Raw genomic sequence first — 23,936 nt, 5'->3', positions numbered from 1 at the left:
ACGAGGGGCGGCCGGTGTGCCCGGCCGCCCCTCGTGTTCACCGCGTGCTCTACGGCTTCGGAGTGGCGTGCGGGGCGCAGGTGACGTCCCGGCTGTCCACCTCACCGGTGAGCAGGTAGGTGTCGACCCGGTCGTTGACGCACGGGTTGACCAGGCTGGTGACTCCGTGCGAACCGGCGTCCTTCTCGGTGATCAGGCGGGAGCCCTTGAACCGCTGGTGCAGTTCGACGGCGCCGCCGTACGGGGTGGCCGCGTCCCGCTCGGACTGGACGATCAGCACCGGCGGCAGGCCCTTGCCGGTCTTCACGTCCAGCGGGGTCCGCTGCTTGACCGGCCAGGTGGCGCAGGGCAGGTTCATCCAGGCGTTGGACCAGGTCAGGAACGGGTGGTCCCGGTGCAGCCTGGTGTTGTCCCGGTCCCAGGTCCTCCAGTTCGTGGGCCACTTGGCGTCCGTGCACTCGACGGCCGTGTAGACGGCGTTGCCGTTCTCCGCGGAGGCGTTGCCCGCGATGTCGGTCAGGTCGGGGGCGGCGGCGTCCACGAGGGCCTGGGTGTCCCCGGCGACGTACTTGCTGAAGACCGAGGCGACCGGCGCCCAGGAGGAGTCGTAGTACGGGGCGCTCTGGAAGAAGCCGATGAGCTCGGCCGGGCCGACGACGCCGCCGATGGGGCTCTTCTTGGCGGTGGCGCGCAGCTTCAGCCACTGGGCCTGGACCTCGGCTCGGGTGTCGCCGAGGTGGTAGGTGGCGTCGTTCTCGGCGACCCAGTCCTGCCAGTCCTGCCAGCGGGTCTCGAAGGCGACGTCCTGGTCCAGGTTGGCCTGGTACCAGATCTTCTCCCGCGAGGGGTTGACCACGCTGTCGACGACCATGCGCCGGACGTGGCCCGGGAAGAGGGTGCCGTAGACGGCGCCGAGGTAGGTGCCGTAGGAGACACCGAGGTAGTTGAGCTTCTGCTCGCCGAGCGCGGCGCGGATCACGTCGAGGTCGCGTGCGGTGTTCGGCGTGGTCATGTGCGGCAGCATCGCGCCGCTGCGCTCGTAGCAGCCCTCGGCGTACTCGCGGGCCAGCTTGCGCTGGGCGCGCTTGTCGGCCTCGGAGTCGGGCACCGGGTCGGCCTTGGGCGCCTTGACGAACTCCTGCGGGTCGACGCAGGAGATGGGCGCCGACTTGCCGACGCCGCGCGGGTCGAAGCCCACGAAGTCGTACGCCTGGGCCGTCTTCGCCCACACGGCGCTCTTGTTGGTGACCCGGGCGGGGAAGCGCAGGCCCGAGCCGCCGGGACCGCCGGGGTTGTAGATCAGGGCGCCCTGGCGCTGGGCCGGGGTGCCGGTGTTGCCGATGCGGTCGACGGCGAGCTCGATCTGCTTGCCGTCCGGCTTGGCGTAGTCGACCGGGACCGTGACCCAGCCGCACTGGATCGGCTTGGGCAGGTTCCAGTCGGCGGGGCAGTCCCGCCAGTCGATGCCCGCCTGGGCGGCCCGAGCGGCGGCGATGGCCGCGCCCTTGGCCTCGCGGTCCTGGGGCTGCCCGTGCCGGGCGGCGGCCGGGCTGGCGCTGGCCGCGGGAGCGGTGACGGCGCCCGCTATCAGCGTCGCGGTCACCAGCGTTCCGGCGGACGCGAGCGCCGCCGTGCTCCGCCTCAGTCGTCTGTTCCTCAAGTGGACCCTCCCCGGACATCCGTGCGATGAATAGGGGGATACTCTCGGCTGTGTGTTCGCTGGGAACAGAGGCGGCGCGGGTTCTTTGCCAATCCGATAAACGGAGAGAGCCGTTCGGTCGACGGAGGGTCAGTCCAGCGCCGCCAGCGCCTCGTCCAGCGCCCGGCGCAACCGCAGGGCGTCCGGGGCGACGGCCGTCAGCAGCACGGCGGGCCCGGCCAGCGGCAGCACCGCGGCGCCCGCCGGGCACACCCGCGCGGCCGGCGGACGCGGGGCGAACTCCGGGCGTACGACGACGATCTGGCCGACGGCGCGGTGTCCCGCCAGGACCGCGGGGCCGTCCCAGCCTCCCGGGGCGCCGGGGCCGCAGGACAGTTCCTGGTCCAGCACGTGGCGGCCGGCGATCCGCACGGTGAGGCGACTGGTGAGGCGGCCCGGCTCCTCACCGGTCCGGCCGAGCACCTGTTCCTCGCGCAGCACCAGGCGGGCCGTCGGCGCGAGGTCGGCCCGGGTGGTGACGTGCAGGTCGCTGCCGGCGGCGGAGATCAACTGCTCGGGCAGCCAGCGCAGTTCGCCGCCGTCGGCGACGGTGAGCCGGACGTCGTAGCGGGCCTCGTCCTTGGTCTGGCCGGGCAGGGCGAGGGTGGCCGCCGCGGAGCCGACGCGCAGCCTGGCGCCCTCGGCGACCTCGGCCTCCACCCGGAGGCGGTCGCCGCCGAGCGGTCCGCTCATCGCCCCGACCAGCACGACGGACGCCTCGCCGGCCGCGCCCCGGGTCCGCCGCGGCGCGAGGGGGCCCTCGCCCGTCAGCACCGGCAGACAGGTGCCGCCCCGTCCGTCGGGGCGGGCGTCGATGCGGGCGGTGGCGGCGACGGCGGCCGTCACGCCGGGGCCGTCCAGTCGGCGAGCCGGGCGCGCACCCAGTCGGCCACGTCCCGGACGCCGGTCTCCTGGCGCAGCGACTGAAGGACGACGGGCAGTTCGCCGCGCTGCGCCTTGGCGTCGGCGGCCATCCGGGCGAGGTCGGAGCCGACGTACGGGGCGAGGTCGGTCTTGTTGACGACGAGCAGGTCGGCGGTGGTGACCCCGGGGCCGCCCTTGCGGGGGATGTCGTCGCCGCCGGCGACGTCGATGACGAAGATCTGCGCGTCGACCAGGCCCTTGGAGAAGGTGGCGGTGAGGTTGTCGCCGCCGGACTCGACGAGGATCAGGTCCAGCGGGCCGGCCGCGTCCTCCAGGTCCTCGACGGCCTCCAGGTTGGCGGAGATGTCGTCCCGGATGGCGGTGTGCGGGCAGGCCCCCGTCTCCACCGCGCTGATCCGCTCGGGCGGCAGCACGGCCTCCCGGAGCAGGAACTCGGCGTCCTCGCGCGTGTAGATGTCGTTGGTGACGACCGCCAGGGACAGCTCCTCGCGCAGCGCCCGGCAGAGCGCCGCCACGGTGGCGGTCTTGCCGGACCCGACGGGTCCCCCGAGCCCGATCCGCAGCGCCCGCCGGGTGCCGTCGGGCCGGCGGGCGTCGGCGCTGAGGGCGACGGGGCCGGAGTGGGAGTGGTCGAGATGCATGGGAACGGCTCCTCAAGGTGGGTGGCCCGTCCGGGGCGGGGGGACGGGCGGGGCGGACGGGGACGGGCCCCGGGGGGGCGGGACCGGTGGGGACGGGCAGGGACGGGCCGGGGGGACGGGCAGGGGACGGGCCGGAGGGACGGGCAGGGGACGGGTCGGAGGGGACGGGCCGGGGACGTCGCCTTAGGACGCGAACAGTCGTGCGGGCCACCCGGCGTGGGCCTCCGCGAGGATCTCCAGCAGCGGCGCGGACGCGCCGGGCAGCGTCTCGGGCCCCTCGTCGACGGCTCCCCGCGCCGCCGACACCGCCCGGTCCACCACCCGGTCGACCTCCGGTGCCAGTCGCGCCAGCACGCCCGTGGCGTCGAGCGGATCGAGGCTCAGCAACCGCACCGTCGCCGAGGCCGCCCCGCCGACGCTCTCGTACGCCGAGCAGTACGCCGCGTCCGCCGCGCCGAGCCCCGCCGCGCGGGCCGTGAGCCCGAGCACCACCGGCTGGTGGGCGCCCTTGGGGAAGTCCCGGGCGAGGGCGTCGAGTTCGGCGGACGGCCAGGTCGCCCGCGCGGCCCGCAGCAACTGCCGGCCCAGCTTGCGGGCCGCGCCCCGCAGGGCGGGCGAGGGGGTGCGCGCGTCGGCGGCGGCGTCCAGTCGCGCCGGGTCCACGCCGAGCGCGGCGGACGCGGCGAGCGCGGCCGACACCAGCCCGGTGGTGTGCAGCCTGCCCCGGCAGAACTCCTCCAGTTCCCCGGCGCCGGTGATGTGCCCCGCCCGTACCGCCGCCTCGGCGCCGCCGGAGTGCGCGTGCCCGCCGGCGGGGAAGCGGCCGTCGGCCAGGACGAGAAGCGCTGCCCTGGACATCAGAAGAGGAAGTAGCGCTGGGCCATGGGCAGTTCGGCGGCGGGCGCGGCCTCGACCAGCTCGCCGTCGACGTACACGGCGAAACTGTCGGGGTCGATGCGCACCTCGGGCCGCGCGTCGTTCTCCCGCATGTCGGCCTTGGTGACGCCGCGCGTGGAGTCGATCGCCGCGAACCGCTTGCCGAGCGCCAGCCTCTCCGCCAGCCCGTCCTCGATCGCCGAGGCGGTGGCGAAGTTGACCGAGTTGGCGGCCGGGGCGCGGCCGATCGCCCCGTACATCGGCCGGGGCAGGATCGGCTGCGGGGTGGGGATGGAGGCGTTGGCGTCGCCCATCTGCGCGTACGCGATCTGCCCGCCCTTGATGACGAGCAGCGGCTTGACGCCGAAGAACGCCGGTTCCCACAGCACGAGGTCGGCGAGCTTGCCGGTCTCCACCGAGCCGATCTCGCGGGCCATGCCCTGCGCCAGGGCCGGGTTGATCGTGTATTTGGCGACATAGCGACGGACGCGGTGGTTGTCGGCCCGGCCGTCGCCGGGCAGCGCGCCGCGCCGCCGCTTCATCACGTGCGCGGTCTGCCAGGTCCGCATGATCACCTCGCCGACGCGGCCCATGGCCTGGGAGTCGGAGGAGATGATCGAGATCGCGCCGAGGTCGTGGAGGACGTCCTCGGCGCCGATGGTGGAGGGCCGGATGCGGGACTCGGCGAAGGCGAGGTCCTCGGGGACGGCCGGGTTGAGGTGGTGGCAGACCATCAGCATGTCGAGGTGCTCCTCGACGGTGTTGACGGTGAACGGCCGGGTCGGGTTGGTGGAGCTGGGCAGCACGTGCGGCTCGGAGACCACGGTCATGATGTCGGGCGCGTGACCGCCGCCCGCGCCCTCGGTGTGGTAGGCGTGGATGCCGCGCCCGCCGATCGCGGCGAGCGTGTCGCCCACGAAACCGGCCTCGTTGAGGGTGTCGGTGTGGATGGCGACCTGCGCCCCGGTGGCGTCGGCGACGGTGAGGGCCGCGTCGATGGCGGCGGGCGTCGCGCCCCAGTCCTCGTGGATCTTCAGGCCGACCGCGCCGCCCCGGATCTGGGAGAGCATCGCCTCGTGGGAGACGGTGTTGCCCTTGCCGAGCAGGCCGACGTTGACGGGGTAGGCCTCCATCGCCTCCAGCATCCGGGCGAGGTGCCAGGGCCCGGGGGTGACCGTGGTCGCCTTGGAGCCCTCGGCCGGTCCGGTACCGCCGCCGACCAGGGTGGTGATGCCGGACGCGAGCGCCTCGTCGGCGACCTGCGGGCAGATGAAGTGCACGTGCGCGTCGACGGCACCGGCGGTCAGGATTCGCCCGTTGCCGGCGATGATCTCGGTCTCGGGGCCGATGACGAGGTCGGGGTGGACGCCGTCCATGGTGTCGGGGTTGCCGGCCTTGCCGATGCCGGTGATCCGGCCGTCGCGGATGCCGACGTCGGCCTTGATGATGCCCCAGTGGTCGACGATCACCACGCCGGTGATGACGGTGTCGGGGGTGCCCTCGGCGCGGGTGGCCCGGGACTGGCCCATGGACTCGCGGATGACCTTGCCGCCGCCGAACACGGCCTCCTCGCCGGAGTGTCCGGGGCCGCCGGAGCGGTCCTCCTCGATCTCGATCAGCAGGTCGGTGTCGGCGAGCCGGATGCGGTCGCCGGCGGTGGGGCCGAACAGGTCGGCGTAGGCGGGGCGGGAGATCTCAGGCATCGAGGGCACCTCCGGTCTCCCCGCGCAGTCCGGGCACGGTCCGGGCGCCCGCGAGGGGGACGAGTCCGACGTCGACGGGGATGCCGGGCTCGAACCGGACGGCGGTGCCGGCGGGGATGTCGAGCCGCTTGCCGCGCGCCGCGGCGCGGTCGAAGTCCAGGCCGGGGTTGGCCTCGGCGAAGTGGTAGTGCGAGCCGACCTGCACGGGCCGGTCGGCGGCGTTGAGGACGGTCAGCCGGGTGACCTCGCGGCCCTCGTTGTAGACGATCGGCCCGTCGGCGAAGAGGATCTCTCCGGGAATCACGGCGTTCCCCCTCAGACGATCGGGTCGTGGACGGTGACGAGCTTGGTGCCGTCCGGGAAGGTGGCCTCGACCTGGACGTCGTGGATCATCTCCGGGATGCCCTCCATGACGTCGTCACGGGTGAGCAACCGGCGTCCGGAGGCCATCAGTTCCGCGACCGTGCGGCCGTCCCGGGCGCCTTCCAGGACGTGCGAGGTGATGAGGGCGACCGCCTCGGGGTGATTGAGCTTCACCCCTCGGGCCCGGCGCTTCTCGGCGACGTCGGCCGCCACATGGATGAGCAGCCGCTCTTGCTCGTGCGGGGTCAGTTGCACGTCCCACCTCACAGTCTTCGCACCGGACCGCGACGGGTCCGGCTGCCGCGCGGCCACCGGGGAGAAGTCGCAGGTGACCGGGTCCGCAGGCTAGTTGCGCCGCGTTTCGGTCACGTTAACCCAGTAATGATCAAGGTCCGTTGCTCCGGGTTACTTCTTGATAGTCCTTTTGCCTGGACCTGACCCGGAGCCGCCGGTACGTCATCTGTGACGTCGGGACGGCCCGCTCCGGTCGGCGGCGCGGCGTGCCGGGGGGGCACCCCGCCGCCGTCCGGCGGCAGTTGGCGCGGCGCCCGCCCGGACCGCCGCGCGGGGTGTCCGGATCGGGGGCGGTCAGGGCCGAACGGGGTACGGCCTTTCGGCGTACGCACACGCCGTTCTCCGGGCCCCTCCGGCTTGCGCGACGCGCGTGCCCCACCAGCGCGAAGAGCCGCTCCGCCGCTGGTCCGGGGAGCCCCGGCCGCCGCGCCGCCGGGTCGAACAGAGCGACTTCCACCCGAACGGGTGAGTGGTGAGTAACAACACAAATCCCCGGTTCCGTTGGGAATTTCGGACGTAAGTGCGTCAAGATCCCTGACTGACGACAAGACCCCGCCGCAGCGGCGGGGCGATCCGGGCGGACGCCGAGTCCTGCCGCCGCCCGGATGACCGGTCGACAGGAGTGGATCGGCAGGAGTGGAGGACCCGAGCATGACGGGTCGCCGGTACGGCCGTCTTCCGCGGAAGGCGCCGGGCCGAGCAGCCCTTGGGGTGAAGCCGCACTCGTGCGGCCGGGCAACTTCGCCAGCCCGAATCCGACAGGTCATCCTTCACAGGCGGCTGACGAAGGGTTGCGCATGACTGCGCTCAATCGTGTCCCGTCGCTCATGGCCCGTGCCGGTACGGCCTCGGCCCTCACCATCGCCGCCGTCGGCGGCTCGATCGTGGTTCCCGGCATCGCCGCCGAGGCCGCCGCGGCCGCCCCTGCGACGAAGGCGCTGAAGATCGCGGCCTCCAAGAAGGGCGCCCCGTACCGCTACGGGGCCACCGGGCCGTCCCGGTTCGACTGCTCCGGGCTGACGCTGTACTCGTTCAAGAAGGCCGGCAAGAAGCTGCCCCGCACGGCGGCCCAGCAGTACAACAAGACGCGCCACATCTCCGCCGGCCACCGCAAGGCCGGGGACCTGGTGTTCTTCCACTCCGGCCGGAGCGTCTACCACGTGGGCATCTACGCCGGCAAGGGCAAGATCTGGCACGCCCCGAAGACCGGGGACGTGGTGCGCCTGCAGAAGATCTGGACCAGGAGCGTCTGGTACGGCCGGGTCAAGTGATCCGGCCGGGCCCGTACGGCCGCAGGTGACCGCCGCACCGTCGCGGACGGTCGCGGGGCCGCGTACGGGCCTGTAGGGGCCGCTCGGGGGCTTGACACGCGCCCGAGCGGTTACCCGTTCGGCATGGCCGACCACCGTCCCTGTACCGCCCGCAACGAGACGCCGCTCCAGCGCGCCGACCGCAACTTCGTGGAGCTGCTCCAGGAACTGCGGGTCACCCAGACGGGGGTGCAGATCCTCTTCGCGTTCCTGCTGTCGCTGGCCTTCACCTCGCGCTTCACGGAACTCGACACGTTCCAGCGGGCCGTCTACGTCGCGACGCTGCTGCTGGTGGTGCTGGCCGCGACGCTGTTCACCGCGCCGGCCGCGCTGCACCGCTCGCTGTTCCAGCAGGGCGCCAAGCCCCGCATCGTGCAGGTCTCCTCCCGGCTCGCCTCGGCCGGCCTGGGCGTCCTGGTCTTCGCGTTCACCGGGTCCGTGCTGCTCGTCGTGGACGTCACGACCGGCCGGGCCGGCGGTCTGGCGGCGGGGGCGGCGACGCTGCTGGCGTGCCTGGGGCTGTGGGGGCTGCTGCCCCGGCTGGTCCGCCGCGCCGGGCTGACCGCCGACCGCGGTGCCGGGACCGCCTCGACGGGGTCCGCGGAAACCTCTTCGGACGCCGCCCCGAACGCGCCCTCGAACGCCGCCTCGGAGGCGTCCCCCCATACCACCACGCGGGTCGCCCCCCGGGCACCGCGTCGCGTCCCGGCCCCCGCCCGCCGCGCCCGGTCCCGCCCGGTGCCGGCCCGGCGGACGCCGGTCACCCGCTCCCGCTGACGGCGGCAGGCCATGCGTCCGCCCGGCCCGGGACGCCGTGTCCCTCAGGCCCGCCGGCGGTTCCCGCGGCCTCTCGCCGGGACCGGAGCGGGCGGGCCGGACCAGGGGAGTTCGACCGAGACCGTCTTGCCGCCCCCGCGGGTGGGGCGGACCCGGAACCGGCCCCCGCACTCCGCGGTGAGGGAGCGGATGATGACCAGCCCCCGCCCGTTGTCCTGCTGGACGGCCGCGGGGAGCCGCTTGGGCAGACCGGGGTGGCTGTCCGTGACACCGATGAACAGCCTCTCGTCCCGGTCCAGCGCCAGATGCACCGTGAAGGTCGGCGACAGCCCCAGGGTGTGCTGCACCACGTTGGCCGCCAGCTCCGAGACGATCAGCCGGACCGTGTCCGACACTTGCGTGTCCGACGGCATCCCCCACTCCGTGAGCGTGCCGACCGCGTACGTCCGGGCGGCGGAGACCGAGGCTGGATCGCTCGGCAGAGTGACGGATGCTTCCAGATGGTCTGCCATGGCGAGGTCGTCCCTTTCCGCCGGGACCGCGGTCCGACACGGAGCGGATGGTTCGAGTACGGTCCCGGACTGGTGCTTCGTCGCCAGAGTGCCATCACCGTCCCGGTAACGGGTGGCGATCCACCAAGAGATGCATATATCTGTCGCTCGAAGCGGTGAACTCTGCGACGCGAGACCGTTTTCCGGCGGCTCATAAGGAGTAAGGGAGTGGGGGTCCATGCAGCACGGTCCGGTGGTGCGCCGCCGCAAGCTGGGCGCCGAACTGCGCGCCCTGCGCACGACGGCGGGCATCACCAGCGGTGAGGCGGCCCGGCTGGTGGGCTGGCACCAGTCCAAGGTGAGCCGGATCGAGACCGGCACGAGCGGCGCCAAGCCCGCCGACGTACGGCTGCTGCTGGACGCCTACGGCGTGGTCGACCCCCAGTTACGGGAGTTGCTCCTGGTGTTGGCGGGCTCGGAGGACCGCGGGGAGCGGCAGCACTGGTCGCACGCCTACCGCGGGGTGCTGCCGCCGACGTACCGGGACTTCATCAGCCTGGAGTCCCAGGCCAACGCGATGCGCACGCTGGAGACCACCGTCGTCCCCGGGCTGCTCCAGACCGCGGAGTACGCCCGTGAGGTCACCCGGGCCGCCGTGGACGGGCTCTCCGAGGAACGGCTGGACGCGCTGGTGGAGGTGCGGCTGGCCCGGCAGAACGTGCTGCGCTCCGGGGCTCCGCTGGAGCTGAGCGCCGTCCTGGACGAGGCCGTGCTGCGCCGGGAGGTGGGCGGGCCGGAAGTGATGTCCCGCCAGCTCGATCGGCTGATCGAGGCGGGGCGGTCGCCCCATGTGCGCCTGCAAGTGCTGCCGTTCGGCGCCGGGGCGCATATCGGCGTCACCGGCTCTTTCGTAATCTTCTCATTTTCGAGCACTTCTGATCTGGACGTAGTTGTTCTCGACCACTTGACGAGTAGCCTCTATCTGGAGCGTAAAGAAGACCTGGAGGCCTATACCGAGGCCTTCGACGCCCTTCGACAACACGCCCTTTCGCCCGACGACACACTGGAATTCATCGCCGCGACAGCGGCCGGCGCATAAGGAGGCACCATGTCCGCACTGCCCCGGCACGTTCCCTGTACCCGACTGCCCGAAGTGCGGTGGCTGCGCAGCAGCTACAGCACCGGAGCGAACAACTGCGTCGAGACGGCCCGTCCGTCGGCCGGCCCCTGGGCCGGACTGCTCGCCGTACGGGACTCCAAGGACCCGGCGGGGCCCGCGCTGCTGTTCTCTCCCGAGAGCTGGACCCGGTTCGCCGACCGGATCGCCCGTATGTAGGAAGTGCCCGGCATCGAGCGACGCACGGCCGTGCCACGCCGACTCATGGCCGCGTCTCGCCGATCAACCGCACAGCGCGTTCCACCTGTTCCCCGGAGAGGTCCGCCCGAGCGGTCAGCCTGAGCCGTGAGATGCCATCGGGCACGGAAGGAGGACGGAAGCAGCCCACGCTCAGGCCGGCCGCACGGCAGTCGGCCGCCCAGCGCACAGCCCCCTCCGGGGACGGGGCGCGTACCGAGACCACCGCGGCGTCCGGCCGGACCGTGTCCAGGCCCGCGGTGGTCAGTTCCGTGTGCAGCAGGTCCGCCACCTCCCGGGCCCGCGCCGCCCGTTCCGGTTCCCGGCGCAGCAGTCGCAGGGCCGCGAGGGCCGCGCCCGCCGCCGCCGGGGCGAGGCCGGTGTCGAAGATGAACGTCCGGGCGGTGTTGACCAGGTGGCCGATCACCCGGGCGGGCCCGAGGACCGCGCCGCCCTGGCTGCCCAGCGACTTGGAGAGGGTGACCGTGACGACCACGTCATCGGCGCCCGCGAGTCCCGCCGCCCGCGCGCTGCCCCGGCCGCCGTCGCCGAGTACGCCCAGGCCGTGGGCGTCGTCGACGATCAGCCCGGCGCCGTACTCCCGGCACACGGCGGCGAGGGCGGGCAGCGGGGCGGCGTCGCCGTCGACGGAGAAGACGGCGTCCGACACCGCGACCGCCGCCCCCTCGTGCGTCGCCAGTGCCTTGCGCACGGCGTCCGGGTCGGCGTGCGCCACGACCTGCTTGGTGCCGCGGGCCAGTCGGCAGCCGTCGATGAGGGAGGCGTGGTTGCCGGCGTCGGAGACGAGCAGCGAACCGTGCGGGGCGAGGGCGGTGACCGCGGCGAGGTTGGCCGCGTAGCCGGAGGACAGGACCAGGGCGGCCTCGAAGCCGCAGAATTCGGCCAGTTCTCGTTCGAGCTCGGTGTGCAGCGCGGTGGTACCGGTGACGAGCCGGGAGCCGGTCGCGCCCCCGCCCCAGGTCCGGGCCGCCCGGACCGCGCCCTCGGTCACCTCGGGGTGCCGGGCCAGACCCAGGTAGTCGTTGCTGGCCAGGTCCAGCAGCGGGGAGTCGGCGGGGCGGGGGCGCAGGGTCCGGGTGAGTCCGGCGCGGTGGCGGGCGGCCGCCTGCTCGTCGATCCAGCCGAACGCCATGGGCCCCTCCCGGACGGGTTTTTGTAGGCAGTGCACAGACATTAGCGGCCCGGCCGTCCGGGCACAGTGTGGCGATACCCACACACCGAACCGTCTTCGTTGTGCGAAGTCTCCTTTGCCCGGGGCCGTCGGGTAGGACAGGATCGGCTCCCATGGACCTGCTGAACACGCTGGTGGACAAGGGACTTCGGCGCGAGCTGCCGACCCGCGAGGAGGCGCTGGCCGTCCTCGCGACCTCCGACGACGATCTGCTCGACGTGGTGGCCGCGGCCGGGAAGGTGCGCCGGCACTGGTTCGGGCGACGGGTGAAACTCAACTATCTCGTCAATCTCAAGTCCGGGCTCTGCCCGGAGGACTGCTCCTACTGCTCGCAGCGGCTGGGCTCGACGGCCGGAATCCTCAAGTACACCTGGCTCAAGCCCGATCAGGCGTCCGAGGCCGCCGCGGCGGGCGTGGCCGGGGGCGCCAAGCGGGTGTGCCTGGTGGCGAGCGGCCGGGGCCCGACCGACCGGGACGTGGACCGGGTCTCCGAGACCATCAAGGCCATCAAGGAGCGCAACGAGGAGGTCGAGGTCTGCGCCTGCCTCGGGCTGCTCTCGGACGGCCAGGCGGAACGGCTGCGCGCGGCCGGGGCGGACGCCTACAACCACAACCTCAACACCTCCGAGGCGACCTACGGGGAGATCACCACCACCCACACCTACGCCGACCGGGTGGACACGGTGCGCAAGGCGCACGCGGCGGGGCTGTCGGCGTGCTCGGGGCTGATCGCCGGGATGGGCGAGAGCGACGCGGACCTGGTCGACGTGGTGTTCTCGCTGCGTGAGCTGGACCCGGACTCGGTGCCGGTGAACTTCCTGATCCCGATGGAGGGCACGCCGCTGGAGAAGGAGTGGCACCTCACCCCGCAGCGGTGCCTGCGCATCCTGGCGATGACGCGGTTCGTCTGCCCGGACGCGGAGGTACGCATCGCGGGCGGCCGGGAGGTCCATCTGCGGACCTTGCAGCCGCTGGCCCTGCACCTGGCCAACTCCGTCTTCCTCGGCGACTACCTCACCAGCGAGGGCCAGGCCGGGAAGGCGGACCTGGAGATGATCGCGGACGCCGGGTTCGAGGTGGAGGGCGCCGACCGGGTGACGCTGCCGGAGCACCGGGCGGGCGGTTGCGGACCGTGCGAGCCGAGCGGTTCCGCTCCGGTGGCCGAGCAGCCGCGGACCGACCTCGTCGCCGTACGCCGCCGGGGTGCCGGGACGGACCTCGCGCCCAATGCCTGAGCTGAGCGTGCCGGAGCTGCTGGCACTGGACCGCCGGCACGTCTGGCATCCGTACGGGCCCATGCCCGGCCGGCAGGACCCGCTCGTCGTCGCCTCGGCGAGCGGGGTCCGGCTGCGCCTGGCGGACGGTGCGGGCGAACTGGTCGACGGCATGTCGTCCTGGTGGTCGGCGATCCACGGCTACAACCACCCGGTGCTCAACGAGGCCGTGCGCGAGCAGACGGGGCGGATGAGTCACGTGATGTTCGGCGGGCTCACCCACGAACCCGCCGTACGCCTGGCGAAGCTCCTTGTCGACATGTCGCCCGACGGTCTCGAACACGTCTTCCTCGCCGACTCGGGGTCGGTGTCCGTCGAGGTCGCCCTCAAGATGTGCCTGCAGTACTGGCGTTCGCTGGGCCGGCCCGGCAAGCGGCGGCTGCTGACCTGGCGCGGCGGCTATCACGGCGACACCTGGCAGCCGATGTCGGTGTGCGACCCCGAGGGCGGGATGCACGGGCTGTGGAGCGGGGTGCTGCCCCGCCAGGTGTTCGCGGACGCGCCCCCGGCGGCCTACGAGGAGGCGTACGCGCAGCGGTTGCGGGCGCTGGTGGAGCGGCACGCCGGTGAACTGGCCGCGGTGATCGTGGAGCCGGTGGTGCAGGGCGCGGGCGGGATGCGGTTCCACTCCCCCGCGTATCTGCGGGTGCTGCGCGAGGCGTGCGACGCCCACGACGTGCTGCTGGTGTTCGACGAGATCGCGACCGGGTTCGGGCGCACGGGTGCGCTGTTCGCGGCGGAGCACGCGGCGGTCACGCCGGATGTGATGTGCGTGGGCAAGGCGCTGACCGGCGGATATCTGACGATGGCGGCGACGCTGTGCACGTCCCGGGTGGCCGAGGGGATCTCCCGGGGCGAGGTGCCGGTGCTGGCGCACGGGCCGACGTTCATGGGCAATCCGCTGGCGGCGGCGGTGGCGTGCGCGTCGATCGGGCTGCTGCTCGGGCAGGACTGGCGGGCCGAGGTGAAACGGATCGAGGCGGGGCTCCGGGACGGGCTGGCGCCCGCCGCCGGGCTCCCGGGCGTGCGGGACGTACGGGTGCTCGGCGCCATCGGGGTGGTGCAGCTCGACCACCCCGTCGACATGCGGGCGGCGACTGAGGCGGCGGTGCGCGAGGGCGTGTGGCTGCGGCCGTTCCGCGACCTGGTCTACACCATGCCGCCGTACGTCACCGGTGACACGGACGTGGCGCGGATCGGGCGCGCGGTGTGCGCGGCGGCGCGGGAGGGATGACATGGCGGTTGTGGTGATCACGGGGACGGGCACCGAGGTCGGCAAGACGGTGGCGACCGCCGCCGTCGCGGCGAGCGCGGTGGCGGCGGGGCGGTCGGTGGCCGTGCTGAAGGCCGCGCAGACGGGGGTGGCGCCGGACGAGCCCGGGGACGCCCAGGAGGTCGCGCGGCTCGCGGGGGCGGTGACGGCCGTGGAGGTCGCCCGCTATCCGGAGCCGCTGGCGCCGGCGACGGCGGCGCGGCGGGCCGGGCGGGCGCCGGTGCGTCCGGACCGGGTCGCGGAGACCGCGGCCAAGCTGGCCACCGAGCACGACCTGGTGCTGGTGGAGGGCGCGGGCGGGCTGCTGGTCCGGTTCGACGCGGCGGGCGGCACCCTGGCCGACGCCGCCGCGCTGCTCCAGGCGCCGGTGCTGGTGGTGGCGGCGGCGGGGCTGGGCACGCTGAACACCACGGAACTGACGGCGCGTGAACTCGGTTCACGGGGAATCCCGCTGTTGGGTGTGGTGATCGGGAGCTGGCCCGTGAACCCGGATCTGGCCGCCCGCTGCAATGTCGTCGACCTCCCGGACGTCGCCGGCGCCCCGCTGCTGGGCGCGCTGCCCGCCGGGGCGGCCGGCCTGGCCCCGGCCGCCTTCCGGGCCGCGGCCCCGCACTGGCTGGCCCCGCGCCTGCACGGCACCTGGGACGCGGAGGCGTTCACGGTCCGCGAGTCGCCGTAAGGGGCGGGGCGGCCGGACGCCGGGGACGGTGGGGGTCGCTCCCGGCGCGGAACCGGTGCGGCGGCGGGCGGGTGACCGGGGCGCGGGCGGGTGACCGGGGCGCGGCGGGTGCCCGAAGATCGGGCGGATGACCGGGGCCGGGGCGGGTTGGCCGAGGCGTGGGTGGATGGCCGAGGCACGGGCGGGTTGGCCGAGGCGTGGGTGGATGGCCGAGGCACGGGCGGGTTGGCCGAGGCGTGGGTGGATGGCCGAGGCACGGGCGGGTGGCCGAGGCACGGGCGGGGGACAATCGCCGTAGGGCAGCGCGTACGCCTCGCGAGGGAGGTCCCATGGCGCTCCGTTCCCCCGGCCGCCGCGGCGCAGTGCCCCCGGACGCCGTGCACCACCCGCTCTTCGCCCGCTGCTACGCCCGGACCAGCGTCGCCGCCGAGACCCGGATGGGCATGGCGGGCATCCGGCAGCGGCTGCTCGCGGGACTGTCCGGGCGGGTGATCGAGATCGGCGCGGGCAACGGCCTGAACTTCGCGCACTACCCGGCCGCCGTCCCGGAGGTCGTCGCCATCGAGCCGGAGCGGTCCTTGCGGCAACTGGCCGTGGCGGCGGCACTGCGCGCGCAGGTGCCGGTGGACGTGGTGCCGGGCGTCGCCGAGGCGCTGCCGGTCAAGAGCGAGGGCTTCGACGCGGCGGTGCTCTCGCTGGTGCTGTGCAGCGTCCGCGACGTGCGCCGGGCCCTGGCGGAGCTGCGTCGGGTGCTGCGGCCCGGCGGCGAGGTGCGGTTCTTCGAGCACGGCCGGGGCGGCGGCCGGGCGATGCGGCTGACCCAGCGCGTCCTGGACCGCACGGTGTACCCGCCGCTGGCCGGCGACTGCCGGCTGTCCCGGGACACGGTGACCGCGCTGCGCGACGCCGGGTTCGCCCTGGGCCCCTACCGGCGCCTGCTGCTGCCGGAGACCGGCCCGAGGCTGCCCACCTCGTACTGCGTGCTGGGCACCGCCTGGCGACCGTGCGCCCGGGGGTAGCTCACCGGCACCAGGCGCGCAGTTCCGCGGCGATGTCCTCCACCGACGCCGCCCCGCTCTTGACCAGCAGCGCCAGGTCGCGGACCTGCTCGGGCGAGGTGACCACGCGCAGGCCGCTGGCGACGAGGTAGGCGTAGGCGACCGCCGCGGCGAACAGCGCGTTGGAGCGCTCCAGGGCGGGGACGTGGACGAGGAGTTGCAGCAGCGCGGCGGCGCGGGCGTGCGGGCTGTCGTAGACGGGGACGTCGAGTATCTCGGCGCGGTGGCGGGCGACGGCGGCGACGAGGGCGCCCCAGTCGGTGACCTGGGGGTCGCCCGGCGTGCGCTGCTCGGCCAGCATGAGCAGCCAGGCGAGGTCGATGCTCAGAGGACTCAAGGGATCAGCGGCGGTGCTCGCCGGCCTCCTCGGCGAAGACCCTCTCGTACCGCTTCATGAAGTCGGCGGCGGCCTCGACGAAGGTGTGGCCGGTCTCACCGGTGTCCTGCCGGACCAGTTCCTCGATGTAGCGGTTGACGCTGATGCCCCGGGCTCCCGCGCGCTCCCGGGCGGCTCGGGCGGTGTCCTCGTCCACCCGCACGTTCAACTGGGTCTTCGCCATGCTGCCGACGCTAGCGCCGGGCCACTAGCACGGCAAGGGCGGTCGGCGGTGGCACGGGAGGGACGCGGGGCGCGGGGGAACCATGCCGCGTACCCCGTCCGCGCCGCCTGCCCCGCCGCCCGCCGGGAAAGGCGCTGGCGGCCACCGCGCCCCGGTGGTGGAATCGCGGACGGCGACGCAAGTGGTCCGCTCGCGAAGGGAGTCCGCATGTCCCGTCCGTTCCGCTTCGGTGTCAGCCTGACCGTCCCCGCGCCCGCCGAGGAGTGGCGGGCCAAGTGCCGCCGGGCCGAGGAACTGGGCTACGACGTGATCCTGGTCCCCGACCACCTCGGCATGGTCGCCCCGTTCCCGGCGCTGGTCGCGGCGGCCGGAGTGACCGAGCGGGTCCGGCTGGGCACCTTCGTGCTCAACGCCGCCTTCTGGAACCCGGCGCTGCTGGCCCGCGAGATCGCCACCACCGACGCGCTGACCGGCGGGCGCCTGGAGGTGGGGCTCGGCACCGGGTACGTGGCGGCGGAGCACACCTCGGCGGGACTGCCGTTCGGTACGCCGGGCGAGCGGGTGGACCGGCTGCGGCGCACGGTGGAGGAACTGCGCAAGCTGCTGGACTCCCCCGGGCACCGGCCGCGGCCCGCGCAGGAACCCCGGGTGCCGCTGATGATCGGCGGGAACGGCGACCGGGTGCTGCGGCTGGCCGCCGGGCACGCCGACATCGTGGCCTTCACCGGCGCCCGCTCGGTGCCGGGCAGCGCGACCGGGCGGTTGGCGCCGGTCACGCCCGGGGAACTGGACGAACGGGTCGCCCGGTACCGCGACCTGGCCGCCGACCGCGCGGAGCCGGCCGAACTCAACCTGCTGATCCAGGCGGTGGCCGTCACCGACGACCGCGAGGCCGTCGCCCGGTCCCTGGCCGAGCGGCTCCCGGGCGCCACCGTGGAGCAGGTCCTCGACCTGCCGCTGCTGCTCGCCGGACCGCTGGACCGGATCGTCGGCCAGGTGCTGGCCCAGCGCGAGCGGTACGGGTTCTCGTACCTGACCGTGCTGGAGCCCTGGATGGAGGCGTTCGCTCCGGTGGTGGCGGAGCTGCGCGGCCGGTGAGCCGTCCGGATACCGGAATCACCCCACCGCGCGGCGGCGGATGTGGTGGGGTCGCGGCATGACCGACCTGCGGATACGGGCCGCGACGCCCGACGACCTGGACGATGTGCTGGCCTTCTGGAAGGTGGCCGCCGAGGGCACGAGCATCAGCGACGACCGGACGGGCGTGGAGCGACTGGTGGCCCGCGACCCCGGGGCGCTGCTCCTCGGGGAGCGGGACGGCGCGCTGGCCGGCACGGTGATCGCCGGGTTCGACGGCTGGCGCTGCCATCTGTACCGGCTCGCGGTCCATCCGGACCACCGGCGCCGGGGCATCGCCTCGGCCCTGCTCGCCGCCGCCGAGGAACGGTTCGTCGCGCTCGGCGGGCGGCGCGGCGACGCGATGGTGCTGGTCCGCAACGAGCGGGCGCAGCACGCCTGGCGGGCCGCCGGGTACCGGCCCGAGGAGCGGTGGCGGCGCTGGGTGAAACACCTCACCTGACGGTTCTTTGCCGATCGTTTACCCGGCGCGGGCGACTCTGTGGACCACGACCGGTGAGCCTCACGGCATGCGACGACGCGCGTACCACCCCGTCCTGGCCGATCATGGGACGGAGGTGACCCGATGACCGAAGTGCTCCTGCTGCTGGTGGCCATCCTGCTCTCGCTGGCCTGCGGCGCCTTCGTCGCGGCCGAGTTCTCCCTGACCACCGTCGAACGCGGGGAGCTGGAACGGGCCGCGGCGCGCGGGGACCGCGGGGCGGCCGGCGCCCTGAAGGCCGTACGGAATCTGACGTTCCAGCTTTCCGGGGCGCAGCTCGGCATCACGGTCACCAACCTGGTGGTCGGCATGCTGGCCGAACCGTCGGTCGCCGCGCTGCTCGCGGGGCCGCTGCGGGCCCTCGGCGCGCCCCCGTCGACGGCCTCCTCGATCGCGCTGGTGCTGGGCACCGCCCTGTCGACGGTGGTGCTGATGGTGGTCGGCGAGCTGGTGCCGAAGAACTGGGCGATCTCCTCGCCGCTGGCCGTGGCCCGGCGGGTGGCCACGCCGCAGCGCTGGTTCAGCTCCGCCTTCCGGCCCTTCATCACCCATCTGAACAACACGGCCAACCGTGTGGTGCGCCGGTTCGGCGTGGAGCCCGCCGAGGAGCTGGCCTCCGCGCGGGGGCCGCAGGAGCTGGCGGCGCTGGCCCGGCACTCGGCCAAGGAGGGCGCCCTGGAGGCGGACACCGCCGAGCTGTTCGTCCGGACGCTGAACCTGGCCGACCTCACCGCCGAGAACGTGATGACCCCGCGCGTGCAGGTGATCGCCCTGGAGTCCCGGGCGACCTGCGAGGACGTGGCGAACGCGACCCGGGCGACCGGGCTGTCCCGGTTCCCCGTCTACCGGGACAGCCTGGACGCGGTGGTGGGCACCGCGCACATCAGGGACGTGCTGGCGGTGCCCGCCGAGCGCCGGCCCGGGGTCCCCGTCGCCGACCTGATGCGCGAGCCGCTGCTGGTGCCGACGACGCTGACCGTCGACCGGCTCCTGGACCGGCTCGCCGGGCGGCGCACCATGGCCGTGGTGATCGACGAGTACGGCGGGACGGCGGGCGTGGCCACGCTGGAGGACATCGTCGAGGAGGTCGTCGGCGAGGTCCGCGACGAGCACGACCCGCACGAGACGCCCGAGCTGGACCCGGCCGGCACCGACGAACGGGGCCGCGCCCTGTACCGGGCGGACGGCTCGGCCCGCCTGGACCGGCTCGCGCGGCTCGGGCTGCGGGCGCCGGAAGGACCGTACGAGACGCTGGCGGGGCTGGTCGCGGCGGAGCTGGGCCGAATCCCGGCGGCCGGCGACACCGTACGGGTGGCGGGCTGGCGCCTGGACGTCGTGGACGCCGCCGGCCACCGGGCCGCCCGGGTGCTGCTGCACGCCCCGCTGGACGACCGCCGGCCCCCCGCCGAGGACGAGGAGGCCGGGCGATGACCGCCGTACAACTGCTGATCGGCCTGCTGACGTTGGTCGTCAACGCCTTCTTCGTGGGCGCCGAGTTCGCGCTGATCTCGGTCCGCCGCAGCCAGGTCGAGCCGTACGCCGAGGAGGGCGACCGGCGGGCGAGGAGCGTGCTGTGGGGGCTGGAGCACGTCTCCGCGCTGCTGGCCGCCGCCCAGTTGGGCATCACGCTGTGCACCCTGGTGCTCGGCATCGTCGCCGAACCGGCCATCGCGCATCTGCTCGAACCGGTCTTCCACGCGGTGGGCGTGCCGTCCGGCGCGGGCCACGCGGTCTCCTTCGTGATCGCGCTGGCCCTGGCCACGTATCTGCACATGCTGCTGGGCGAGATGGTGCCGAAGAACATCGCGCTGGCCGAGCCGGTGCGCAGCGCGCTGCTGCTCGGGCCGCCGCTGGTGGCACTGTCGCGGGCGCTGCGCCCGGTGATCTTCACGGTGAACGCCTTCGCCAACGGCCTGCTGAAGCTGCTCAGGGTGGAGGCGAAGAACGAGGTGGCGGCGACGTTCACGGACGCGGAGCTGGCCCAGATCGTGAAGGACGCCGGGGAGGCGGGGCTCATCGACGACCGCGCCCAGGAGCGGCTGCACGACGCCCTGGAGCTGGGCCGGCGGCCGGTGCGGGACGTGGTGCTGCCGCTGGAACGCGTGGTGCACGCACGCGTGGGCATCACCCCGGAGCAGTTGGAGCGGCTCTCCGCCGAGTCCGGGTTCTCCCGGTTCCCGGTGGTGGACGACGGACGGCGGATCGTCGGCTACCTGCATGTGAAGGACGCCCTGGACGCCTCGCCGCGCGACGTGCCGTTCCCGCCGCGGGACATGCGGCCCATCGCCCGGGTGCGGGAGGGCACGCCGCTGGACGACGTGCTGACCGCGATGCGCCGCACCCGCACCCACGTGGCCGCCGTGCTCGGCGCGGACGGGAGGCTGGCCGGGCTGGTGACCATGGAGGACGTGCTGCGGGAGCTGTTCGGCCGGCGGCCCTGACCCGGCGGCCGGGCGACCGACCGACTGGTATGCCGCCGGGCGCCTCGGGATACCATCGCTGTCGCCATGCAGAAGAACCCCACGTACTCCAGCCTGGTCGCGGTCGGCGACTCCTTCACCGAGGGCATGTCGGACCTGCTGCCCGACGGCTCCTACCGGGGCTGGGCGGATCTCCTCGCCGCCCGGATGGCCGCCCGCGGCCCCGGGTTCCGGTACGCCAACCTCGCCGTGCGCGGCAAGCTGATCGGGCAGATCGTCGACGAGCAGGTGGACGTGGCCGCGGCGATGGGCGCGGACGTGATCACCCTGGTCGGCGGGCTCAACGACACCCTGCGGCCCAAGTGCGACATGGGCCGGGTGCGCGGGCTGCTCACCGAGGCGGTGGAGCGGCTGGCCCCGAACTGCAAGCAACTGGTGCTCATGCGCAGCCCCGGCCGCCAGGGCCCGGTCCTGGAGCGGTTCCGGCCCCGCATGGAGGCGCTGTTCGCCTGCATCGACGACCTCGCCGCGCGGCACGGCGCCGTCGTCGTCGACCTGTACGGGGCGCCCGCGCTGGCCGACCCGCGGCTGTGGGACGTGGACCGGCTGCACCTGACCACCGAGGGGCACCGCCGGGTCGCCGAGGCGGTGTGGCAGACGCTCGGGTACGAGGCCGAGGACCCGCGGTGGCACGTCCCGATGCCCACCGCGCTGCCGCCGGGCTGGGTGCTGCGCCGGGCCGCCGACCTCCAGTTCGCCCGGCAGCACCTGCTGCCCTGGATCGGCCGCCGCCTGACCGGCCGCTCCTCCGGGGACGGCCGCCCGCCCAAGCGACCGGAGCTGCTTCCCTACGACGGCCCCCTGGGGTGACCCCGGCGCCGCTCTCGTAGGTTCCTACAGCTCCCCCCTCGGCGCCGGCCTGCACGAATCGCCAGTAGAATCCGTACCCGTGACTTCCGCTCCCGCCAAGCCCCGCATCCCCAACGTCCTCGCCGGACGCTACGCCTCCGCCGAACTGGCCGTCCTCTGGTCGCCCGAGCAGAAGGTGAAACTGGAGCGGCAGCTCTGGCTCGCCGTGCTCCGGGCGCAGAAAGACCTCGGCATCGAGGTGCCCGCCGAGGCGATCGCCGCCTACGAGCGCGTCCTGGACCAGGTCGACCTCGCGTCGATCGCCGAGCGCGAGAAGGTCACCCGGCACGACGTGAAGGCGCGGATCGAGGAGTTCAACGCCCTCGCCGGGCACGAGCACGTGCACAAGGGCATGACCTCCCGGGACCTGACGGAGAACGTCGAGCAGCTTCAGATCCGGCTCTCCCTGGAGCTGGTGCGGGACCGCACCGTCGCCGTCCTGGCCCGCCTGGGCAAGCTGGCCGGGGAGTACGCCGAGCTGGTCATGGCCGGCCGCTCGCACAACGTGGCGGCGCAGGCCACCACGCTGGGCAAGCGCTTCGCCACCGCCGCCGACGAGCTGCTGGTCGGGTACGCCCGGGTCGAGGAGCTGCTCGGCCGCTACCCGCTGCGCGGCGTCAAGGGTCCGGTCGGCACCGCCCAGGACATGCTGGACCTGCTCGGCGGCGACGCGGACAAGCTCGCCGAGCTGGAGCGGCGGATCGCCGGGCACCTCGGCTTCGGGCAGGTCTTCACCTCCGTCGGCCAGGTCTACCCGCGCTCGCTGGACTACGAGGTCGTCACCGCGCTGGTGCAGGTGGCGGCGGCCCCCTCCTCGCTCGCCAGAACCATCCGGCTGATGGCCGGGCACGAGCTGGTCACCGAGGGCTTCAAGCCGGGCCAGGTCGGCTCCTCGGCGATGCCGCACAAGATGAACACCCGCTCCTGCGAGCGCGTCAACGGCCTGATGGTGATCCTGCGCGGCTACGCCTCGATGACCGGCGAGCTGGCGGGCGACCAGTGGAACGAGGGCGACGTCTCCTGCTCGGTGGTGCGCCGGGTGGCGCTGCCCGACGCGTTCTTCGCGCTGGACGGGCTGCTGGAGACGTTCCTGACCGTGCTCGACGAGTTCGGCGCCTTCCCCGCCGTCGTCGCCCGGGAACTGGACCGCTATCTGCCGTTCCTGGCCACCACCAAGGTGCTGATGGGCGCGGTCCGCGCGGGCGTCGGCCGGGAGACCGCGCACGAGGCGATCAAGGAGCACGCCGTGGCGACCGCGCTGGCGATGCGCGAGCAGGGCGCCGAGCGCAACGACCTGCTCGACAAGTTCGCCGCCGACGAGCGGCTGCCGCTGGACCGGGCCGAGCTGGACGCCCTGATGGCCGACAAGCTCTCCTTCACGGGCGCCGCCGCCGACCAGGTGGCCGCCGTCGTCGCCCGCGTCGAGGAGATCGTCAAGCAGCACCCCGAGGCCGCGGGCTACGCGCCCGGCGCGATCCTCTGACCCCCCCCCCGGCGCGCCATGCCCCGCTTCACCCCCGCGGAACTGGAGGCCGCCCGCGACCGTCTGCTGCCGGACGTCGTCGCGGACGGTCTGCGCGTGCTGTTCTGCGGCATCAACCCCGGTCTGCTGTCGGCCGCGACGGGCCACCACTTCGCCCGCCCCGGCAACCGCTTCTGGCCGGTGCTGCACCTGTCCGGGTTCACGCCCCGCCTGCTCAAGCCGTCCGAGCAGGAGGAGCTGCTGTCCTACGGGCTCGGGATCACCAACGTCGTCGCGCGGGCGAGCGCGCGGGCCGACGAACTGACCCCGGAGGAGTACCGGGAGGGCGGCCGGCAGCTCGCCCTCAAGGTGGCCCGGCTGCGGCCCCGCTGGCTCGCGGTCGTCGGCGTCACCGCGTACCGCGCCGCCTTCGACGACCGCAAGGCCCGGGTGGGCCCGCAGGACCGGCTGATCGGCGACTCACGGGTGTGGGTGCTGCCCAACCCCAGCGGGCTGAACGCGCACTGGACGGCGCATACCATGGCGGAGGAGTTCGCCCGGCTGCGGGAGGCCGCGGAGGCGTAGCGGACGCGGTGGGTCCGGAACGCGGTGGGTCACGGTGGTGCCGTCTGCGTGACGGCGGCCAGCAGGCTCACCTCGTCGGCCGGGTCCCGGTCGGCGACCGCGAGGGCGACCCAGCGGCCGGTCCCGGTGACCTCCCGGAGGTAGGCGACGCGGGCGCGGGCGCTCAGCCCGGCCCAGGGCTCGGGTATCTCCTCCGCCCGCTCGGTGCGCAGCAGGACGGTCTGCAGGTTCAGGATCTCCGACTCGCCCCACCGCTCGGCCAGGAGGGCGTCCAGCGCGTCCCGCTCCTTCTCGTACTGCTCCACCGTCACCGCGCGCTCAGCCGGGTCGCCGCCGCGCAGCCCGTGGCTGGTCCGCAGCACGGCGAGGTGATGACCCCCCGCCCCGCCCGCCGACCCGACGCCCGACGGGCCGTGCCCCGCCGGGAAGGGGCGGGAGCACAGCTCGGTGATGAGGGCGATGTGCCGTGCGAAGTCCATGCCTCCCAGTAAAGCGCCCGGCACTGACAATTGG

26 protein-coding genes, 1 pseudogene and 1 riboswitch are annotated in these 23,936 nt (G+C 73.9%); of the genes and pseudogenes, 15 read left to right on the top strand and 12 right to left on the bottom strand.

The features are described 5' to 3' along the window. Positions 1-49: 49 nt before the first annotated feature. The 7 genes from ACFY32_RS14065 to ACFY32_RS14035 form a co-directional block, all read right to left on the bottom strand. Positions 50-1,660 (bottom strand): alpha/beta hydrolase, encoded by a 1,611-nt coding sequence (locus ACFY32_RS14065; RefSeq protein WP_390674315.1) that lies wholly within the window; start codon positions 1,658-1,660, stop codon positions 50-52. A 129-nt stretch (positions 1,661-1,789) separates the two neighbouring features. After that, a complete protein-coding gene (locus ACFY32_RS14060; RefSeq protein ID WP_359197469.1) occupies positions 1,790-2,545 on the bottom strand; it encodes an urease accessory protein UreD in 756 nt (251 codons plus the stop codon). Next, a complete protein-coding gene (gene ureG, locus ACFY32_RS14055) occupies positions 2,542-3,225 on the bottom strand; it encodes an urease accessory protein UreG (RefSeq protein ID WP_359197472.1) in 684 nt (227 codons plus the stop codon). The genes ACFY32_RS14060 and ureG overlap by 4 nt, the downstream gene beginning before the upstream one ends. 183 nt (positions 3,226-3,408) lie before the next feature. Then, the gene (locus ACFY32_RS14050) at positions 3,409-4,083 is read right to left on the bottom strand and encodes an urease accessory UreF family protein (RefSeq protein ID WP_359197475.1); all 675 of its coding nucleotides are present in this window, start codon (positions 4,081-4,083) and stop codon (positions 3,409-3,411) included. Then, a complete protein-coding gene (locus tag ACFY32_RS14045; RefSeq protein WP_390674314.1) occupies positions 4,083-5,804 on the bottom strand; it encodes an urease subunit alpha in 1,722 nt (573 codons plus the stop codon). Before ACFY32_RS14045 ends, ACFY32_RS14050 begins: the two co-directional genes overlap by 1 nt. After that, positions 5,797-6,108, bottom strand: a complete 312-nt coding sequence (locus ACFY32_RS14040; protein ID WP_359197481.1) for an urease subunit beta — start codon at positions 6,106-6,108, stop codon at positions 5,797-5,799. Before ACFY32_RS14040 ends, ACFY32_RS14045 begins: the two co-directional genes overlap by 8 nt. 11 nt (positions 6,109-6,119) lie before the next feature. Continuing rightward, positions 6,120-6,422: an urease subunit gamma gene (locus ACFY32_RS14035; RefSeq protein WP_359197484.1), complete on the bottom strand. Its 303-nt coding sequence runs from the start codon at positions 6,420-6,422 to the stop codon at positions 6,120-6,122. A 611-nt stretch (positions 6,423-7,033) separates the two neighbouring features. Beyond that, positions 7,034-7,255, top strand: a riboswitch (cyclic di-AMP (ydaO/yuaA leader). Positions 7,256-7,258: 3 nt separating this feature from the next. Here ACFY32_RS14035 and ACFY32_RS14030 point away from each other — a divergent pair. Both ACFY32_RS14030 and ACFY32_RS14025 read left to right on the top strand, forming a co-directional pair. Beyond that, complete coding sequence (locus ACFY32_RS14030) at positions 7,259-7,732, top strand: C40 family peptidase (RefSeq protein ID WP_359197487.1); 474 nt, start codon at positions 7,259-7,261, stop codon at positions 7,730-7,732. A gap of 123 nt (positions 7,733-7,855) precedes the next feature. After that, entirely contained in the window at positions 7,856-8,548 is a 693-nt protein-coding gene (locus tag ACFY32_RS14025) for a DUF6328 family protein (protein ID WP_390674313.1), read from the top strand. Between the two features lie 44 nt (positions 8,549-8,592). Here the strand turns inward: ACFY32_RS14025 and ACFY32_RS14020 are convergent, their stop codons facing one another. Continuing rightward, positions 8,593-9,060, bottom strand: a complete 468-nt coding sequence (locus ACFY32_RS14020; protein WP_390674312.1) for an ATP-binding protein — start codon at positions 9,058-9,060, stop codon at positions 8,593-8,595. A 217-nt stretch (positions 9,061-9,277) separates the two neighbouring features. Between ACFY32_RS14020 and ACFY32_RS14015 the strand changes: the two genes are divergently transcribed. Both ACFY32_RS14015 and ACFY32_RS14010 read left to right on the top strand, forming a co-directional pair. Beyond that, on the top strand, positions 9,278-10,138 hold the full coding sequence (locus tag ACFY32_RS14015; RefSeq protein ID WP_359197497.1) for a helix-turn-helix transcriptional regulator: 861 nt from the start codon (positions 9,278-9,280) through the stop codon (positions 10,136-10,138). 9 nt (positions 10,139-10,147) lie between these two features. Further along, entirely contained in the window at positions 10,148-10,375 is a 228-nt protein-coding gene (locus tag ACFY32_RS14010) for a DUF397 domain-containing protein (RefSeq protein WP_359197500.1), read from the top strand. A 43-nt stretch (positions 10,376-10,418) separates the two neighbouring features. On the opposite strand, the gene ACFY32_RS14005 is transcribed toward ACFY32_RS14010, so the two are convergent. Further along, positions 10,419-11,546, bottom strand: a complete 1,128-nt coding sequence (locus ACFY32_RS14005) for an 8-amino-7-oxononanoate synthase (RefSeq protein WP_390674311.1) — start codon at positions 11,544-11,546, stop codon at positions 10,419-10,421. A gap of 152 nt (positions 11,547-11,698) precedes the next feature. Between ACFY32_RS14005 and bioB the strand changes: the two genes are divergently transcribed. The 4 genes from bioB (at position 11,699) to ACFY32_RS13985 (ending at position 15,830) form a co-directional block, all read left to right on the top strand. Continuing rightward, positions 11,699-12,820 carry a biotin synthase BioB gene (gene bioB / locus ACFY32_RS14000; protein WP_359197506.1) on the top strand — a complete coding sequence of 374 codons (1,122 nt, stop codon included), beginning with the start codon at positions 11,699-11,701 and terminating at the stop codon, positions 12,818-12,820. After that, a complete protein-coding gene (locus tag ACFY32_RS13995) occupies positions 12,813-14,093 on the top strand; it encodes an adenosylmethionine--8-amino-7-oxononanoate transaminase (RefSeq protein WP_359197509.1) in 1,281 nt (426 codons plus the stop codon). Before bioB ends, ACFY32_RS13995 begins: the two co-directional genes overlap by 8 nt. Position 14,094: 1 nt before the next feature. Further along, positions 14,095-14,811: a dethiobiotin synthase gene (gene bioD / locus ACFY32_RS13990; RefSeq protein WP_359197512.1), complete on the top strand. Its 717-nt coding sequence runs from the start codon at positions 14,095-14,097 to the stop codon at positions 14,809-14,811. A gap of 329 nt (positions 14,812-15,140) precedes the next feature. Then, the gene (locus tag ACFY32_RS13985; protein ID WP_359197515.1) at positions 15,141-15,830 is read left to right on the top strand and encodes a class I SAM-dependent methyltransferase; all 690 of its coding nucleotides are present in this window, start codon (positions 15,141-15,143) and stop codon (positions 15,828-15,830) included. Position 15,831: 1 nt separating this feature from the next. Here the strand turns inward: ACFY32_RS13985 and ACFY32_RS13980 are convergent, their stop codons facing one another. After that, positions 15,832-16,206 carry a fic family toxin-antitoxin system, toxin component gene (locus tag ACFY32_RS13980; protein ID WP_359197518.1) on the bottom strand — a complete coding sequence of 125 codons (375 nt, stop codon included), beginning with the start codon at positions 16,204-16,206 and terminating at the stop codon, positions 15,832-15,834. Between the two features lie 4 nt (positions 16,207-16,210). Then, positions 16,211-16,429, bottom strand: coding sequence for a toxin-antitoxin system HicB family antitoxin (locus ACFY32_RS13975; protein ID WP_359197521.1), 219 nt, complete (start codon positions 16,427-16,429; stop codon positions 16,211-16,213). A 207-nt stretch (positions 16,430-16,636) separates the two neighbouring features. Here ACFY32_RS13975 and ACFY32_RS13970 point away from each other — a divergent pair, with 207 nt between their 5' ends. The 7 genes and pseudogenes from ACFY32_RS13970 (at position 16,637) to mug (ending at position 23,423) form a co-directional block, all read left to right on the top strand. After that, positions 16,637-17,527 carry an LLM class F420-dependent oxidoreductase gene (locus ACFY32_RS13970; RefSeq protein WP_359197524.1) on the top strand — a complete coding sequence of 297 codons (891 nt, stop codon included), beginning with the start codon at positions 16,637-16,639 and terminating at the stop codon, positions 17,525-17,527. Positions 17,528-17,564: 37 nt separating this feature from the next. Continuing rightward, positions 17,565-18,008, top strand: a pseudogene (locus tag ACFY32_RS13965) (GNAT family N-acetyltransferase); the annotation flags it as partial. Between the two features lie 123 nt (positions 18,009-18,131). Then, complete coding sequence (locus ACFY32_RS13960; RefSeq protein ID WP_359197527.1) at positions 18,132-19,478, top strand: hemolysin family protein; 1,347 nt, start codon at positions 18,132-18,134, stop codon at positions 19,476-19,478. After that, on the top strand, positions 19,475-20,488 hold the full coding sequence (locus tag ACFY32_RS13955; RefSeq protein WP_390674310.1) for a hemolysin family protein: 1,014 nt from the start codon (positions 19,475-19,477) through the stop codon (positions 20,486-20,488). The genes ACFY32_RS13960 and ACFY32_RS13955 overlap by 4 nt, the downstream gene beginning before the upstream one ends. A gap of 66 nt (positions 20,489-20,554) precedes the next feature. Then, a complete protein-coding gene (locus ACFY32_RS13950) occupies positions 20,555-21,337 on the top strand; it encodes an SGNH/GDSL hydrolase family protein (RefSeq protein WP_359197532.1) in 783 nt (260 codons plus the stop codon). A gap of 79 nt (positions 21,338-21,416) precedes the next feature. Then, positions 21,417-22,859 (top strand): adenylosuccinate lyase, encoded by a 1,443-nt coding sequence (gene purB / locus ACFY32_RS13945; RefSeq protein WP_359197535.1) that lies wholly within the window; start codon positions 21,417-21,419, stop codon positions 22,857-22,859. Between the two features lie 18 nt (positions 22,860-22,877). Continuing rightward, positions 22,878-23,423: a G/U mismatch-specific DNA glycosylase gene (mug, locus tag ACFY32_RS13940; protein ID WP_390674309.1), complete on the top strand. Its 546-nt coding sequence runs from the start codon at positions 22,878-22,880 to the stop codon at positions 23,421-23,423. Between the two features lie 29 nt (positions 23,424-23,452). Here the strand turns inward: mug and ACFY32_RS13935 are convergent, their stop codons facing one another. Beyond that, positions 23,453-23,902: a hypothetical protein gene (locus tag ACFY32_RS13935; protein ID WP_390674308.1), complete on the bottom strand. Its 450-nt coding sequence runs from the start codon at positions 23,900-23,902 to the stop codon at positions 23,453-23,455. Positions 23,903-23,936: the final 34 nt, after the last annotated feature.

Origin of the sequence: Streptomyces sp. NPDC000134 (genome assembly GCF_042899225.1) — a bacterium.
GTDB lineage: Bacteria > Actinomycetota > Actinomycetes > Streptomycetales > Streptomycetaceae > Streptomyces.
This window is presented reverse-complemented; position numbering and strand designations above follow the sequence as displayed.